Below are 15,893 nucleotides of genomic sequence, written 5' to 3'. Positions count from 1 at the left end.
CTTTATTGATTAATTCTCTGGTGGTTAATACTTATTCGTCGTTATAATTCGGTCCGGCATAGTTATCAAACCGCGACCACTGACCATTAAACGTCAGGCGAACTGTACCGATTGGACCGTTACGTTGCTTACCAAGAATGATTTCAGCCACACCTTTCATGTCGCTGCTCTCATGGTAAACCTCGTCACGATAGATAAACATAATCAGGTCGGCATCCTGCTCAATAGAGCCGGATTCACGTAAATCAGAGTTAACCGGGCGCTTATCTGCCCGTTGTTCAAGGCTACGGTTGAGCTGAGAAAGTGCAACTACCGGCACCTGAAGTTCTTTAGCCAACGCTTTGAGTGAACGGGAAATTTCTGCAATTTCTAAAGTACGGTTATCAGATAAAGACGGAACCCGCATTAATTGCAGGTAGTCGATCATAATGAGGCTCAATCCGCCATTTTCCCGGAAAACACGCCGGGCACGGGAACGCACTTCGGTCGGCGTCAGGCCGGAAGAGTCATCAATATACATATTACGTTTTTCCAGCAATATCCCCATCGTACTGGAGATCCGCGCCCAATCCTCATCATCAAGTTGACCTGTACGGATACGAGTTTGATCCACTCGTGAAAGGGATGCCAACATACGCATCATGATCTGGTTGCCAGGCATCTCAAGACTGAAGATCAGAACAGGTTTGTCCTGCATCATGGCGGCGTTTTCACACAGGTTCATGGCGAAAGTGGTTTTCCCCATAGAAGGACGAGCGGCTACGATGATCAGATCTGATTTTTGTAACCCTGCGGTTTTCTTATCCAGATCCTGATAACCGGTAGAAACACCCGTTACGCCATCATGAGGACGCTGATAGAGTTGCTCAATACGCTCGACGGTTTCCTCAAGGATCCGTTCTATCCCTTTCGGTCCTTCATCTTTACTGGCACGGTTTTCTGCGATCTGGAATACCCGCGATTCAGCAAGATCCAATAATTCTTCGCTGCACCTTCCCTGAGGATCGTAACCTGCATCCGCAATTTCATTTGCTACGGCGATCATATCGCGGACAACAGCACGTTCGCGGACAATATCCGCATAAGCATTAATGTTAGCCGCACTTGGCGTATTTTTGGATAATTCGGCCAGATAAGCAAAACCGCCTACATTGCTCAGATCCCCACTCTGCTCAAGAGATTCAGATAACGTAATCAGGTCGATGGGGTTGCCCATCTCCAGCAACCGCTGCATTTCAGAAAAAATACGTCGGTGTGGGCGGCTGAAAAAATCATTGCTGGTGACTCGTTCGGAAACATTATCCCAACGCTCGTTATCCAGCATTAAACCACCTAACACGGATTGCTCCGCTTCCAAAGAGTGTGGCGGAAGCTTCAGCCCTTCCATTTGACGATCTTTAGGTTCAGCCATTTTGTTGTGAGTTGATTTTTTTCCCGCCATGAATCCCGCAATAATCTACTGATAAACCTGTAACGACGCACGAGTATACGCTATGAAGTGCCTTGAGTAATTACATATAGTTTGTAATTATTCCTGACACATTAAAGCCCGTTTACAATCAGTTCAACGACTACGTGAAAACATTCTCCCTACATTTACGAGGTTGAGTCATGGCAAAGCATATCGAATTTTCCGCAACCGGCGGCCCTGAAGTCCTGAAATATTGTGAATTCACACCCGCAGCACTTGCTAAAGATGAAGTACAAGTAGAAAACAGAGCTATTGGAATCAACTATATTGATACTTATATCCGTAGCGGGCTATATCCACCGGCGTACCTGCCAAGCGGTCTGGGTACGGAGGCCGCAGGCGTAGTCAGCAAAGTGGGTTCCGCCGTAACCTCTATAAAAGTGGGTGACCGTGTGGTCTATGCGCAATCAACTTTGGGCGCTTACAGTGAAGTGCATAATGTCCCGGAAAGTAAAGTCGCTGTTCTGCCGGATGCCATCTCCTTCGAGCAAGCTGCCGCTTCTTTTTTGAAAGGGTTAACGGTTTACTATCTTCTGCGCCGTACCTACAAGATTCAACCAGACGAACCCTTTTTGTTTCATGCCGCTGCTGGTGGCGTTGGACTGATTGCTTGCCAATGGGCAAAAGCCTTGGGTGCAAAACTTATCGGAACTGTTGGCTCCGATGAGAAAGTTCAACGCGCTAAAGATGCTGGTGCATGGCAAGTTATTAACTATAACCGTGAAAATGTTGTTGAGCGAGTTTATGAAATAACCAACGGTGAAAAAGTGGGTGTAGTTTATGACTCCGTAGGTAAATCCACCTGGCTAAACTCACTGGATTGCCTGAAACGCCACGGTTTGATGGTTAGTTTTGGTAATGCATCTGGGCCAGTTACGGGTGTCGATTTGGGGATTTTAAATCAGAAGGGCTCACTGTTTGTTACCCGCCCTTCTATCGCCGGCTATATTTCGACCCGCGAAGAGTTAGATGAGGCCAGTAAAGAGCTATTCGATCTGATTACCCGCGGCAAAATTAATGTAGATGTCCCAAAAAACCAGAAATTCCCACTAAATGAAGTGATAAGAGCGCACCAAACGTTGGAAAGCCGAGCTACTCAAGGATCAAGTTTACTGATCCCTTAACGGTAAAACGAGCGGATATTACATCCGCTCAGTTACCATTGCTAACGCCTGTTCCACAACGGAAATATCTGCCCCCAGTTTATGAGCATTTTCACTCAGATGACGACGCCACTGACGCGCGCCCGGAATCCCCTGAAAAATGCCTAAAATATGGCGGGTGATATGACCCAGATATGTTCCTTTTGAAAGCTCTTGCTCTATATAAGGATAGAGCGCTCTGACGGCTTCAACTGAATTGACCACCGGAATCGAAGAATCAAATAATTCATGATCAACATGTGCCAGAATAGACGGATTCTGGTACGCCTCACGCCCGACCATAACACCATCCACATGTTGCAGATGCTGTTTTGCTTCTTCCAGCGATTTAATCCCACCATTGATAGCAATTGTTAGTTGAGGAAAATCTTTTTTCAGTTGATAAACCCGCGGGTAATCCAATGGTGGAATCTCACGGTTTTCTTTTGGGCTTAAACCAGAAAGCCAGGCTTTGCGTGCATGAATGGTAAATATATTGCAGCCACTGCGTTGTACAACCGTATCAATAAAATCGCACAGGAATTCGTAACTATCCTGCTCATCGATACCAATACGGGTTTTAACCGTGATCGGCACACTGGCCACATCCTGCATTGCTTTAACACAATCCGCTACCAGTTCAGCTTCGCCCATCAGGCAAGCGCCAAAACGACCGTTTTGTACCCGGTCAGAAGGACAACCCACATTCAGGTTAATTTCATCATAGCCACGTTCCTGAGCGATTTGAGCACAATGCGCCAACGCTTGTGGATCACTTCCACCCAGTTGTAATGCTATTGGGTTTTCTTCTTTGTTGTATGCCAGATAATCGCCTTTACCATGAATAATTGCCCCGGTTGTCACCATTTCTGTATATAACAGCGTTTGCTTAGTCAATAGACGATGAAAATAACGGCAATGACGATCTGTCCAGTCGAGCATCGGGGCAACGGAGAAGCGGCCTTGCCATAATCTATGCGGAGATTCTTGTATTCCTATGTTTTCTATGTATTTTTCAGTTTCTTTATTTTCGTGCATTTTAAAGACATTTTAGGTTATTTTCGATTTACCGGTGCACCATCCAGTACACTTATACAATGGTGTACTGTACTGACGCATGAGAGGTGAAGAACGGCCTATTATAACATAGTGAAACGTCCTCGCGCCGATGGCGTTATTAGGTATCGTTGTACAGTAGGAATAAAGGAAGGTGGTAAGTATATATATTTTTTTGTTTCTACGGCTGTAGTACCTAATCTACGGGGTTGTGTTTGAAATAAGCTAACCATTCAAGGGGCTTTACCACAACTGCTGGAACGTCATCCACATGACATCGGCGTTTCAGCTCTGCCCCTTGACTATTTTGGATTTAAATTCGGTTAAGATGCTCTGTTATTGTGATATTTTTTAATTTTTTTCAACGCCATTTGCCTTTTTAATGGTGATAAGTAATCAATAAAAATCTTGCCATGGAGATGATCAATTTCATGTTGCATCACAATAGCCAGGAAATCTTCACTCTCCACCGTGATTGCCTCACCATGCCGGTTTAACGCTTCAACTTTCACTTTTTCAAATCTTTCCACATCAGCGTAATATCCTGGGACAGACAAACATCCTTCTTGCCCCATGACACTGCGTTCTTTCTCAACGATCTTTGGGTTGACCAGAATCAAGGGCTGATCTCGATTCGTTGAAATGTCAATGATCACCACCGCTTCTTTTCGTCCAACTTGCGGTGCGGCCAAACCGATTCCATTATCCGTGCTATACATGGTATCAAGCATATCATCGATAAGACCTTGGATCTCTTCAACATTTGCAACTTCAACACACTTTTGCCTCAGTCGTTCATCTGGAATAGTCAATATTTTTAATGTTGCCATGACAAATGATTCTCTCTATTCGGGCAGCCTGTCGTTGCTTTCAATCGGCTTTAAACCGTACTATAGCGCTACTGCTCAAGCTGCTTTGTTCTTAGATTTATATAGTTAGTACACTTCTCATTCTGAATTCAGTGGTAACTATGCCTTAAGCGATATGTTTTCTATGATAGAAATTAACCGATATCATATCATCCAGTACACCTTTGAAGCTGTTAAATAGCACTATTGACATCCTCCCCTACCTTCGCACTTCGTGACTCAGGAGGGGGATCCCCGTTAGTGGGTGACGACTGATTGCTCAGTGTCTGGTTCCTGCTTCGACGGGCGGCCTGACTGCACCCTCCCTCCACAGGCAAGCACGGCATGTCCTGCCGCTAAAATGTTACGAGCACCGTTGATATCGGCATTTTCCGTATATCCGCATTTAAGGCACTCGAATTGACTTTGTGATAGGCGGTTTTCTTTCGCTGTATGACCGCAGCAGGCGCAACGCTGGCTTGTATAGGCAGGAGGGACTGCTAATACCTGACCCCCCCGCCAGCGTTGCTTGTACTCAAGCTGGCGGCGAAGTTCGTACCAGCCCTGATCCAATATCGAACGGTTTAAGCCAGATTTTGCCCGGACATAGCGCCCCGGATGGCTTATCGACCCCGCTGCTGACTTTGACATGTTGGCAACCTTCAGGTCTTCAATGACTCTCATTGCGTGGTTTTTGCTGATTGTCGTACTGACCTTGTGAAGGTAATCGCGGCGGATATTGGCGATATGTGAGTGCAGGTGCTGGATTTTACGCTTCTGATCGAATCACGTCCGTCATTTTTTCTTTTAAATACAGGCGCTCTGGCCGACAATTTTTTATCAAAACAACGTTTCCACGCCCCGTGTAAATCTTTGAGTTTTTGCTGAAGGTTATCCGTGTAAGCTTCCTGCAAAAAGGCGTGTTCCGGTATTTGTTTCCACACTGTGAGCATCCTGTTCAGCTCAAAAGCGGAGGGAAGTTTGCCGCCTGACTCAAGAATGCGCTTCGTCTCGTCAAGCCCGTGATCCCAGACGAAACGAGCACAGCCGCATAACTGCCGCAGACGCTGCGACTGTTCTTCGGTGGGTTCCAGTCTGAATTTGTAGGCTTTCAGAAGTCGCATGATGGCTCAGTGTGGAGTAGATGTCATCACTATCGTACCGCAATTTTGGTTAAATTCAATGCAGGAAGACAAAATCAACCGTTCACGGCAGGCTGCTTTTCTTTTGCCTGTACATCTTGTGTTTGTGACCCAATACCGTGGAAATATTCTGGGTGAGTGACATTATGCGGCATTCCATTAGTATGCCGGTGAGGTATGCCGTGATTTTGGTGCTGAGCTAAAAGAGAGTCACGGTGAGCCCGACCACGTCCATATGCTGATTGAGTCCCCTCCAACCGTGCAGCTGTCCGTGCGGGTCAATTCACTGAAAGCCGTGACCTCTCGCCGTCTGCGTAATCAATTTTTGGACTTGCGCGGAGCTTACGGCAAGCCTGTGTTGTGGTCTCGCTCATACTTCGCTGGATCGTGCGGTGGGGTGCCGCGGGAAGTCGTGAAAAAATACATTCAGCATCAGCGTGGCTGAGAGTTATTCGGGCTTTTCAAGCCCGTCCAAATTCCCCTCCCGCCTTATGTCGGCGGGAGTACCCTTTGGAGGAAAAGATGGCATATCACTTGAATAAAGCCGCCGAAATGATGTAAGACTAATAAAGTTATCTAAAATCTCATTATTAATCAAAGGAGTAGTAATAAACGCTATTGAGATTTTATTTTCAGTTACCGTTTCATAAAACCGGTTTTTATGAAAAAGTGTTTCAGAATCAACGATGCACATTGAAGCACCATACGATAACGCTACCCACAATTCAAAAACAAATGCATCAAATGAAATAGAAGAAAATTGAGCGATACAGTCCTGTTCCGTCACATCGACAAACGTATTTACAAAATTCACAATATTTATCTGAGACAATAAAATTAATTTTCTTGGGGATATTTAGCAACTAAATCAGACTGAGCATTAAGTTATCTATAAGTCAATCTTCGTTCGCCATTTTTAATTGTAATTAAGTCAGGAGGTTTATTAACAGAGTCAAAGAACTATTCAATAAATAGCTTTCCATAATACTGATACACCTATGCCTTTTGTTTTCTTTTTGAACAACATTGGTTCTGTAGCCTATCTCATTGATTCTACAGACCACTTGGATGAAAAGGCTGTATATCTTGGTACACAAGGGCTGGTTGGAAGTGGAGCATAATTATGAAAACTTATTTATATCCGTAATAAGATCCATAGAAACAAATAAACGATTAGCTAATAGATATTAAATATATGAGAATTATTAACTTATTGTTATAAATAAGATTTCGAAATAGTAGATCACTTGAAGGGAACTCAGTCCGATCTTTACTAAAGAGTAAGGCGCAACTATTATTTCAATTTCACTTTTTCAAGCGCAGCAAAAATTTGCTGTTTATCCGAATCCTTTAAGTTATTTTGCTGAATATTCGCCATAAACATTTCCTTGTCAGAAGCGTCTATCTTTTCTCCGTCTTTTAGCAGAATAGCAATCTGTTGGAGAATTTTAGTACTTAACCCGCTAATTTTAATACGAACATCATCTAACGGTTTTGGCTGCCAGCCATTTTCAGGAATTGACAACCAATCGGCCCGATAACGATATTGAATCGCCTTCGCGGCACCCATCTGGATTTTAATAAATGGCCTGACTGACTCTCCGCTTAATCCAAAAGACTCGGCTTCATTTATTGATTTGGCAAGCACCTTATCTTCCTGAGCCATAACCTCAACAGGTAAATGGTTTTCAGCCTTATATCCTGCCACATCTTTCATGTAAGAAAGACGCTGATTAATTAACTGGGCTACCGTCGTCTTTGTTTCCGTTGCCTGAGCCGACATGGAGGCCATTATGCTCATAATCAATGCAAAACCAGAAATAAAACCAATTATCTTTGCTTTTTTTGACCGTTTCATCTTTTCACCTCGGAATTTATTCCAAACAACTAATCAACATGTTAAATGAATTATAGACTTATAATTTTGAAGTTGCCTTTCGATAAGTGTCAGATAAAAGCTCGATTTTTTTGATTCCTTCCACAGTTAGTTCATTGTTCAGCGACGAGCGCTTTTCGGTCTAAAAGCAGCAACTACTTTATCATCGGTTTCGACATATGGGCCATCCAGCAATTGGATACAATATGGCACGCTGGCAAAAATGCCGGATACCAGAACATTGCTATTTTTGTCTTTTAAACCTTCCAACGTTTCTGCTATTGCTTTTGGTTGTCCTGGTAAGTTCAAAATAAGAGCCTGTTTGCGGATAACGCCAACCTGGCGGGATAGGATTGCTGTTGGAACAAATTTCAGGCTGATCTGACGCATCTGTTCGCCATAGCCTGGCATTTCACGATCTGCAACAGCCAATGTTGCATCAGGAGTCACATCACGGCGTGCGGGGCCGGTTCCACCGGTAGTCAAAACCAGATGACAGCCGATTTCATCCACCAGCTCGCACAGGGTTTGTTCAATGATAATCTGCTCATCAGGGATTAGACGAGTTTCTATACTGAAAGGTGTTGTAATAGCACTTTTTAACCACTTTTCCAGTGCCGGAATCCCTTTGTCCTGATAAACACCGCTTGATGCACGATCAGAGACGGATACCAGGCCAATGCGCAATTCATTCATACAAACCTCAATAATACATAATTAACTAACAGCAAAAAGGCAGCTAATTATGCCGCCTTTAAAGCAAAAAAAATAGTTTATAACCTGTAATTACAGCAGATCAGCGATCATCTTCTCAAGTTTGCCCTGATCTACAGCAAATTTACGGATACCATCCGCCAGTTTTTCTGTAGCCATTGCATCCTGATGATGTCCCCAATAGAACTGAGCTTCATTCAGTGGTGCCGGGCGCGCTTTAATTTCACCGCTATAACCCAGCTTGCATTCAACCTCACCCTGAGTTTCAGACAGCTCTTTCAGCAGCGCAGGTGCAATCGTTAAACGGTCACAACCCGCCAATTCCAGGATCTCACCGGAGTTACGGAAACTTGCGCCCATCACAACAGTGTCATAGCCATGTTCTTTATAATATTGATAGATTTCCGTCACAGAAACTACGCCCGGATCTTCGTGTGGAGCGTACTCTTTCTGATCGCTGTTCGCTTTATACCAGTCGAGGATACGGCCAACAAATGGAGAAATCAGGTAAACACCCGCTTCCGCACAAGCTCGGGCCTGGGCGAAAGAGAACAGCAGAGTCAGATTACAGTTAATACCCTCTTTTTCTAACTGTTCAGCCGCACGGATACCTTGCCAGGTTGAAGCGAGTTTGATCAGAATACGATCATTGCTGATACCCGCCTCGTTATACAGCTTAATCAGGTGCTTAGCTTTAGCTACGCTAGCTTCGGTGTCATAAGACAGACGGGCATCCACTTCTGTAGAGATACGGCCAGGGATCAGTTTCAGAATTTCCAGGCCAATATTTACAGCCAGTTTATCGCTGGCATCCACAATCTGCTGCTCACGGGAATCACTTTGTTCACGCGCCCACGCAATGGCTTCATCAATGAGTTTGCGATATTCAGGGATCTGTGCAGCGTTAAGGATCAGAGATGGGTTAGTTGTAGCATCTTGTGGCTGATAAAGTTTCATCGCCGTAATATCCCCGGTATCTGCTACTACTGTTGTCAGTTTACGCAGGGAGGTTAATTTATCGGTCATTTTGTCATATCTCATCGTTATGCGTGAAATTGAGGCATTGTTACTGAGCCATCCATTGATAATAACATGCTAAGACCTTGCTGCAAGGCGGTAAAAGCGATCATTAACAGTCAATTGATTCGCAAATGTTTTTAATCTTAAATCTCCTAAACCTGCCCTGTCCTCAAGATCGCCTAATACCAATAAGCATCCTTATGCCAATAAAGTCAGGGGATCTCCCAGATTCAGTAAATTGAATCCATTATCAAAAATTTAATTTAAAACGCATTACTTTAATATTAATTTGTTCTCAACTTCAGCACTTATTTTCTTTGAAACGAAAACTGAGCTGAGAGAACAAATTGCAAAAAAAACAAATAAAGCACTACTTCCTAACAAAGGGATTAACCATATTACGATAATACCAAAGACTGACTGGTAACTTCTTGAAATCGCATCTGAAGAAGATATTATTCTCGCAAGATATTTTTCTGGAGTCAGCTCTTGCCCTGATGTATAAAGAGATATTCTTAAAGAAGAAAGGCCCATAAAGATAAGCATAGTTCCCAAAGTATAATATAACAGGACAATTCTTGACAAAGGCATGGCCCAAAAAATACATCCAACAGCAATAAAAATAGAGCCAAAAAAGAAAGATTGTTTCAACTTATTTATATTAAAATAGGAGCCTGATAAATAAGATCCTAATAACATTGAAACAGAAGCTAAAAAGGAAAAATAAGCAACCAAATCAGAAAAAGAAAACGAATATAATCCACTAAATAAAGAGACAATTGTTGTATAGTTAGAAGTCATTATATAGGTTGAAATCACTTGGTATGACACCATTGCAGTTAAAATACTTATCCTAAATAACAATATATTTCTCTGAACATTGTTCTTGATAATATATTCTAAACCACCATATTTCATAGAAATATCTTTTTCCTTTATTTTAGTTCCCCAATCGACGATAAAAAAGAGAAATATAATTGATAAAATAAAGCACATTGATTCAATAATAAATAAGGATCGTATTGAAATCATATTTATCAAAAAACCTGCTATCAATGGAGAAGATATAGAGAGCAACCCATAATAGAATTGTTGCTTTGATATATACCCGCTTAACTTGAAGATGCAGTATTCATAACCTGGAAGTTGTCATTAATACGGCACGACAGGTTCCCGGCCAGTTCCGGTAATATTTCCGTAAAAAAGCGATGTATTGCCTGCTTGAACAAGGTCGTCGAGGCGAAATAATGGTTATTCCTGACTTGTTCATTCATCACCTTCCACAGCCTTTCTATCGGGTTCAGATTCGGGCTGTACGGTGGCAGGTAATGAAGCTCAATATTCATCACATAAGCCCAGTCTTTCACCAGCCTGCTTCGGTGGTAACCAGCTCCGTCAAGGATAATATGAACCTTCTGACTGACCGGATAGGTTTCACGCAGAGCAATGAAAAACTCTGCGATGTGATAACTGTCGATACGGTCATACTCGCGTACTACCGTTTTACTAATATCAGCCAGATTAAGGGCCCCCATCAGGTTCAGACGGGTACGGCTTCCCGTGGTTTTCACCGCGGTTTTCTGGCCTTTTCGCATCCAGCCATAAGCCAGTTTCGTCCCCTGAGTGGGATGGACGCCATCAATGAACAGGATGGGCTCATGGTCTCCGGCTTCCTGCTTGAGTTTCCCGTAGGTTTCTATAAAGGCCCGCTGCTGTTCCGCGTTGAACTTGTGTGGCACGCCGGTCGGCTTTTTATAACTGAATCCCTGGTGGTGCAGCCATTTATTCATGCCGGGAACGGTGTAACGGATATCCCACGCTTCTTTGACAAGGCGGATAACCGCCTGTGTGGTGGGCAGAAGATTTGCGGTCAGATAGGCGATAAGTTCCTGAGTCTGTGTTTCGCTGAGATGGCTCTGAGAGCCGCCATTTTCGGGCTTGATTTTACGGTGATTAAGGTAATCGCTGATATGACGATGAACGGTCGTTTCATGAAGACGCAGGGCCTGAGCGATCATGACAGAACTCCAGCCCTCAGAGGCCAGGAGGACCGCTTTGATGCGATCACACTCTCTCTTATCACGGCAGGTGTGATGGAGATGTTCAAGTTCGGCTTTTTGTTCATCGGTAATGAATATTTTCATGACAGATACCATGAACCTCATTTGGGCGAAAATCAAGCAGTTTCAATGATTACGGGTATAAAAGCAACTCTTTCTTCTGAGCTGACAAATACCTGGTATGCCACTGACCTTATCGATATATTCAAACCTGAAAAAAATGATAGAAGAAAAGATATGAAAAATAATAAATATATATTATTGACAAATACAGCAAGAAATATTGTTACTGCCCGGAAGAAATCCGAAGAAATACAAATAGCCCGCATACTAAACCGAGCAGTTAGCCCTCCAATAACCACAAAAACTAATATACTCGCTGTTAAATAAGATTCCAAAATAGCGCTACATCTTATACTACTCATAATTCTATATATAACAATGGGTTGAAGAAGGCCATGTGTAGCAAAATTATGAAATGTTATTTAACCTTACAGATACCATTAAAGACGTATCTATCTCCGACTTGGTAATTGAATATGCAAGTGAAAGAAGCGCTATTTCACTTATTCCTGTACCAAAGATAGATATTATATCAGAGGATAATAGCTTATTTTTATTCTCCATATCTTATCCCATTTATATTTTATTTATCCAATCGATTTCATTAGTGGTATTTCCCCTATTTCAATCAAATAAGAACAATGATTACAAACGTGCCTAAATTTCCTATTGTCAAAATTATCCCCGTAAGCATGCGTATATGTAATTCCACAATTATCGCATACATCATATTTAGGATTTTCTATATCATAATTCTTATATAACCGCTCAAGTGCCTCAAAAAAATTGAATCCAAGCCCCGGCCAAATTCCCGATAATAAATCAGCTATAAAATAATTTATATCTCTATTATGATCTCCTCTATCCTAATATGTAGGATAGCCCTGCTTTGAGTGGTGTTCAGGAGCCACAATCTTAAGATATAGCGTTAATTATTTTTTAGTTATTGTCCATAATGGTGATAGGCTGAAATAGCTTTTGAGCTGTTGATTGCATCTCTATTCCTCCAATTTATAAAAAACAAATTTGCAAGAAGTGCTCTCACCTTTAGAATAATTACACTATTACAATCCAAGAAAAATCGATCAAACTCACAAAAATTAATATTTAAATAACCCATAAAACTTTATTTATATTTATATATAAAATTAAATTAAAATATACCACGATAAATTATTTAGATATTATTCTCATTAAAGGTAATATCGATCAATAAAATGGAGTATAAAATTATCAGCTTGTTACCCATAGATATTAAATACACAGTTTCCGCTATCATTGTTATTCATTCTTTATTATCCTATCTTTTGTTAAATTAACTTAATCTGAACAATCGGGACAATATTATGCTTATTACTATTTCACCTGCTAAAACCCTTGATTATGAAAGCCTGCTTGCCACGGAAAAATACAGCCAGCCAGAATTACTCGATCAGTCAAAGCAGTTAATCAGTATCTGTCGAGAACTGACGCCTGCTCAAATTGCCAGCCTGATGGGTATCAGCGATAAACTTGCCGGTCTGAATGCCGCCCGTTTTGGCGAATGGCACGCTGATTTCACACCAGAAAATGCACGTCAGGCTATTCTGGCATTTAAAGGTGATGTTTATACTGGTATGCAGGCTGAAGCTTTTTCCGATAGGGAGTTTGATTTTGCTCAGGTTCATCTGCGGATCCTATCTGGTCTTTACGGCGTGCTTCGTCCTTTAGATCTGATGCAACCTTACCGACTGGAAATGGGGATCAAACTGGAAAATAAACGCGGTAAAGATCTCTATTCTTTCTGGGGAGATCTGATCACTGAAAAGCTTAATGAAGCCCTAGAGCAGCAAGGCGATAATATATTGGTTAATCTGGCTTCCGATGAATACTTCAAATCCGTTAATATGAAAAAATTAGCCGGTAAAATTATCAAACCCGTATTCCTTGATGAGAAAAACGGTAAATATAAAATCATCAGCTTTTATGCGAAAAAAGCCCGTGGGCTGATGAGCCGGTTTATTATTCAAAATCAGCTAACCCAAGTTGACCATCTGGTGGAGTTTAATCTGGATGGCTACGCATTCGATGAGTCGTTATCCAAAGGGAACGAGTTGGTATTTAAACGCCCGGAGCAACATTAAAACTTTTATTATTGATATAAACGCCGCATGATCTGTGCGGCGCTTATTTTCTTAATTAACCCGAATTCTGGATAAGAAATTGACATGAAGCCTGTTCCAGGAGCAGTGTTTCGGTGCATGCCGAAACAGTTCCGGGGAGGAACAGGCTATGAACAACTTAGTTGAAATTTTCTGTGATGTCGATGATTTTTGCCGTTTTTTCATCCCTCAATGGGAACTATTTTGTCTTGATAGCGAGCATCGTTTACGCCGCCGACAAGGTCACATGTATCCCAGTGAAATCATGACCATTTTGGTCCTTTTTCATCTGTTACATTACCGGGATTTTAAACATTTTTATCTGGAACACATTTGGAAATATCACCACCACGATTTTCCCACCTTGCTCAGCTATTCCCGTTTTGTCAGTGTGGCCCCTTCCGTTTTGGCGCCACTATGCAGCTATCTGACTCAATTAAAAGGAAAACCCACAGGCATTGCTTTTATTGATTCCACGAGTTTGAGTGTCTGCCATAACATTCGCATTCCTCGGCATCAGGTCTTTGCCGGGATAGCAAAGCGCGGAAAAAATTCAATGGGATGATGTGATGGACGTCCCCTTTTTCAGCGGTAAACAGTGCCATCTTTTTTTTCGATGCACTGAATTTCAGGAGAACAGCTCATGAATACGATCAAAGTGGTTGGCATTGACCTTGCCAAAAATGTTTTTCAGGTCTGCGTCTGGATGGCGGACGGTTCCGTTGCCTCTAACCGAAAGATTTCACGGCAAAAACTCCTTGATGTTGTGCGGACTTTCCCGCCATCAACCGTCATTGCCATGGAAGCCTGTGCCACTTCTCATTATTGGGGGAGAACGTTACAGGCGATGGGCTATACCGTCAGGCTCGTCCCCACCCAGCACGTCAAAGCCTTTAGCCATCATCAAAAGAACGATGCCAATGATGCGTTGGCTATCTGCGAGACTGCCTGTCGTCCGGGTATCCATTTTGTCCCGGTTAAAACAGTGGAACAGCAGGATATTAAAGCACTGCGTAGCGCCCGACAGCTCATGGTGGAGCAACGCACCGCGCTTGCCAATCAACTCCGGGCGTTCCTCGCTGAGCAGGGCGTGATTATTCCCGTTGGCATTCAGTCACTTCAACACCATTTACCTGATGTTCTGGAAGATGAGAACAATGCCTTGTCTTCTGCCCTGCGACGTTTACTTTATACCTCGCGGGAAGATTTATGTGCCCTGAACCTGCGTATCCATGATATGGATAAAGAAATTGTGGCACTGTCTCGCCAGCAACCGGGTTATGACCCTCTGCTCACTATTCCCTGTGTCGGTCCCCTTATTGCGGCTGCTTTCGTGAGTGACGTCAGCGCATCTCAATTTGCCAATGGCCGACAACTGTTTAGTCCCCCGGCAACACAGTTCAGGCGGGAAAAATCGTCTCTCTTCCCTGAGCAAACAGGGTAATCGTCATCTCCGAACGTTAATTATTCATGGTGCCCGCGCCATGATGCGCGGCGTACAAAAACGGGATGACCCTTTAGGCGAGTGGCTAAGAACCCTGATTACCCGATGTGGGGCCATGAAAGCCGTGGTTGCTTTAGCCAACAAGCTGACCCGAATTATCTGGCGTGTTCTGACGGATAAGGTTGATTATAATATGAAGAAGGCTTTTGCTATCAATTAATTGAATTGAGTGAATCGAAATAGACGTTTTAACCGAGTTTGTAAACACTGATGAAAAAACGGTTATCGGCCCTGCGATAACCTGAGTAAAACCGAGGTCGTTACATACCGATGACGGATGATAAGGAAACAGGGTGCGGATGACATCATGGCGCGAGCAAATAAGCCCTTTATGACGCCGGATATATGGTCGTAAACCGTATCAATTTAGTGCTTGCATAATCGGGGCGTCCATATATGGTTTTACGGTTTCAAATTACACCGGGTTATCAATCACCAGGGTGAAATTCTCGCGCTTAAAGTCACTGCCAGTAATGTGGATACTCGGGAACCTGTTCGCGAATTAACAACAGAATTAACGGGTTCGCTTTACGGCCATAAAGGTTATCTCAGTCAGGAACTGGCAGACGATTTAGGCAAAACCGATGTCACTTTCGTCACCCAAAAGCGCCGAAATATGAAAGCACGCCTGCTGGCTGAATGGGATAAAATAATGTTATCGAGGCGTTTTATCATCGAACCGATTAATGGGCAATTAAAAACCGTTTCTCAAATAGAGCATTCTCGCCACCGAAGTATAAAAGGATTTATGTTGACCGTTTTAGGCGGTTTGATTGCTTATTGCCTTAAATGGAAGATGCCATCACTGAAAGTTTTCTATTCGGAAGACGATTTTTCAGTGACGGCTTAAACAGAA

At 42.8% G+C, this 15,893-nt stretch carries 13 protein-coding genes and 5 pseudogenes; 7 read left to right on the top strand and 11 right to left on the bottom strand.

Annotation, left to right across the window (positions count from 1 at the left end):
* Positions 1–31 precede the first annotated feature (31 nt).
* Complete coding sequence (dnaB, locus tag VY86_RS05460; RefSeq protein WP_046974206.1) at positions 32–1,441, bottom strand: replicative DNA helicase; 1,410 nt, start codon at positions 1,439–1,441, stop codon at positions 32–34.
* Positions 1,442–1,611: 170 nt separating this feature from the next.
* On the opposite strand from dnaB, the gene VY86_RS05455 reads away from it, so the two are divergent.
* Positions 1,612–2,595, top strand: a complete 984-nt coding sequence (locus VY86_RS05455) for a quinone oxidoreductase (RefSeq protein WP_046974205.1) — start codon at positions 1,612–1,614, stop codon at positions 2,593–2,595.
* An 18-nt stretch (positions 2,596–2,613) separates the two neighbouring features.
* On the opposite strand, the gene dusA is transcribed toward VY86_RS05455, so the two are convergent.
* From dusA to VY86_RS26425, 4 genes and pseudogenes are all read right to left on the bottom strand, one after another.
* Entirely contained in the window at positions 2,614–3,651 is a 1,038-nt protein-coding gene (dusA, locus tag VY86_RS05450) for a tRNA dihydrouridine(20/20a) synthase DusA (RefSeq protein ID WP_046974204.1), read from the bottom strand.
* A gap of 341 nt (positions 3,652–3,992) precedes the next feature.
* Positions 3,993–4,499 (bottom strand): peptide deformylase, encoded by a 507-nt coding sequence (gene def, locus VY86_RS05445; protein WP_046974203.1) that lies wholly within the window; start codon positions 4,497–4,499, stop codon positions 3,993–3,995.
* A 276-nt stretch (positions 4,500–4,775) separates the two neighbouring features.
* A pseudogene (locus VY86_RS26430) lies at positions 4,776–5,297 on the bottom strand (RNA-guided endonuclease InsQ/TnpB family protein); the annotation flags it as partial.
* A complete protein-coding gene (locus tag VY86_RS26425; RefSeq protein WP_411172042.1) occupies positions 5,198–5,641 on the bottom strand; it encodes a helix-turn-helix domain-containing protein in 444 nt (147 codons plus the stop codon). The pseudogene VY86_RS26430 and the gene VY86_RS26425, both read right to left, overlap by 100 nt.
* Before the next feature lie 58 nt (positions 5,642–5,699).
* On the opposite strand from VY86_RS26425, the pseudogene tnpA reads away from it, so the two are divergent.
* Positions 5,700–6,104, top strand: a pseudogene (gene tnpA / locus VY86_RS05435) (IS200/IS605 family transposase).
* Between the two features lie 3 nt (positions 6,105–6,107).
* Here tnpA and VY86_RS05430 read toward each other — a convergent pair.
* From VY86_RS05430 to VY86_RS05405, 6 genes are all read right to left on the bottom strand, one after another.
* Positions 6,108–6,473 (bottom strand): AMP-binding protein, encoded by a 366-nt coding sequence (locus VY86_RS05430; RefSeq protein ID WP_158019914.1) that lies wholly within the window; start codon positions 6,471–6,473, stop codon positions 6,108–6,110.
* 480 nt (positions 6,474–6,953) lie between these two features.
* Positions 6,954–7,517: a chorismate mutase gene (locus tag VY86_RS05425; RefSeq protein ID WP_052760783.1), complete on the bottom strand. Its 564-nt coding sequence runs from the start codon at positions 7,515–7,517 to the stop codon at positions 6,954–6,956.
* Positions 7,518–7,655: 138 nt separating this feature from the next.
* Entirely contained in the window at positions 7,656–8,231 is a 576-nt protein-coding gene (gene mog / locus VY86_RS05420; protein WP_046974201.1) for a molybdopterin adenylyltransferase, read from the bottom strand.
* A gap of 90 nt (positions 8,232–8,321) precedes the next feature.
* Positions 8,322–9,275 (bottom strand): transaldolase, encoded by a 954-nt coding sequence (gene tal / locus VY86_RS05415; RefSeq protein ID WP_046974200.1) that lies wholly within the window; start codon positions 9,273–9,275, stop codon positions 8,322–8,324.
* A 267-nt stretch (positions 9,276–9,542) separates the two neighbouring features.
* On the bottom strand, positions 9,543–10,301 hold the full coding sequence (locus VY86_RS05410) for an MFS transporter (RefSeq protein WP_338012146.1): 759 nt from the start codon (positions 10,299–10,301) through the stop codon (positions 9,543–9,545).
* 80 nt (positions 10,302–10,381) lie between these two features.
* Positions 10,382–11,413, bottom strand: a complete 1,032-nt coding sequence (locus VY86_RS05405; protein WP_046976622.1) for an IS630 family transposase — start codon at positions 11,411–11,413, stop codon at positions 10,382–10,384.
* A 21-nt stretch (positions 11,414–11,434) separates the two neighbouring features.
* Between VY86_RS05405 and VY86_RS05400 the strand changes: the two genes are divergently transcribed.
* The 5 genes and pseudogenes from VY86_RS05400 to VY86_RS05380 all read left to right on the top strand — a co-directional run.
* The gene (locus VY86_RS05400; RefSeq protein WP_082111183.1) at positions 11,435–11,719 is read left to right on the top strand and encodes a hypothetical protein; all 285 of its coding nucleotides are present in this window, start codon (positions 11,435–11,437) and stop codon (positions 11,717–11,719) included.
* A 1,019-nt stretch (positions 11,720–12,738) separates the two neighbouring features.
* Positions 12,739–13,515 (top strand): peroxide stress protein YaaA, encoded by a 777-nt coding sequence (yaaA, locus tag VY86_RS05395; protein WP_046974198.1) that lies wholly within the window; start codon positions 12,739–12,741, stop codon positions 13,513–13,515.
* A gap of 148 nt (positions 13,516–13,663) precedes the next feature.
* Positions 13,664–14,095 (top strand): annotated as a pseudogene (locus tag VY86_RS05390) (transposase); the annotation flags it as partial.
* 81 nt (positions 14,096–14,176) lie between these two features.
* Positions 14,177–15,197: pseudogene (locus VY86_RS05385) on the top strand (IS110 family RNA-guided transposase).
* Between the two features lie 237 nt (positions 15,198–15,434).
* A pseudogene (locus tag VY86_RS05380) lies at positions 15,435–15,887 on the top strand (IS982 family transposase); the annotation flags it as partial.
* Positions 15,888–15,893: the final 6 nt, after the last annotated feature.

The organism is Photorhabdus thracensis (assembly GCF_001010285.1).
GTDB classification, from domain to species: Bacteria; Pseudomonadota; Gammaproteobacteria; order Enterobacterales; family Enterobacteriaceae; genus Photorhabdus; species Photorhabdus temperata.
The sequence above is the reverse complement of the archived record's forward strand: the minus strand, read 5'-3'. Positions and strand labels throughout refer to the sequence as shown.

Bases quoted from the DNA above. Each gene is read 5' to 3' on its own strand.
- dnaB (WP_046974206.1), bottom strand. From the start codon at position 1,441: ATGGCGGGAAAAAAATCAACTCACAACAAAATGGCTGAACCTAAAGAT.
- VY86_RS05455 (WP_046974205.1), top strand. From the start codon at position 1,612: ATGGCAAAGCATATCGAATTTTCCGCAACCGGCGGCCCTGAAGTCCTG.
- dusA (WP_046974204.1), bottom strand. From the start codon at position 3,651: ATGCACGAAAATAAAGAAACTGAAAAATACATAGAAAACATAGGAATA.
- def (WP_046974203.1), bottom strand. From the start codon at position 4,499: ATGGCAACATTAAAAATATTGACTATTCCAGATGAACGACTGAGGCAA.
- VY86_RS26425 (WP_411172042.1), bottom strand. From the start codon at position 5,641: ATGCGACTTCTGAAAGCCTACAAATTCAGACTGGAACCCACCGAAGAA.
- VY86_RS05425 (WP_052760783.1), bottom strand. From the start codon at position 7,517: ATGAAACGGTCAAAAAAAGCAAAGATAATTGGTTTTATTTCTGGTTTT.
- mog (WP_046974201.1), bottom strand. From the start codon at position 8,231: ATGAATGAATTGCGCATTGGCCTGGTATCCGTCTCTGATCGTGCATCA.
- tal (WP_046974200.1), bottom strand. From the start codon at position 9,275: ATGACCGATAAATTAACCTCCCTGCGTAAACTGACAACAGTAGTAGCA.
- VY86_RS05410 (WP_338012146.1), bottom strand. From the start codon at position 10,301: ATGATTTCAATACGATCCTTATTTATTATTGAATCAATGTGCTTTATT.
- VY86_RS05405 (WP_046976622.1), bottom strand. From the start codon at position 11,413: ATGAAAATATTCATTACCGATGAACAAAAAGCCGAACTTGAACATCTC.
- yaaA (WP_046974198.1), top strand. From the start codon at position 12,739: ATGCTTATTACTATTTCACCTGCTAAAACCCTTGATTATGAAAGCCTG.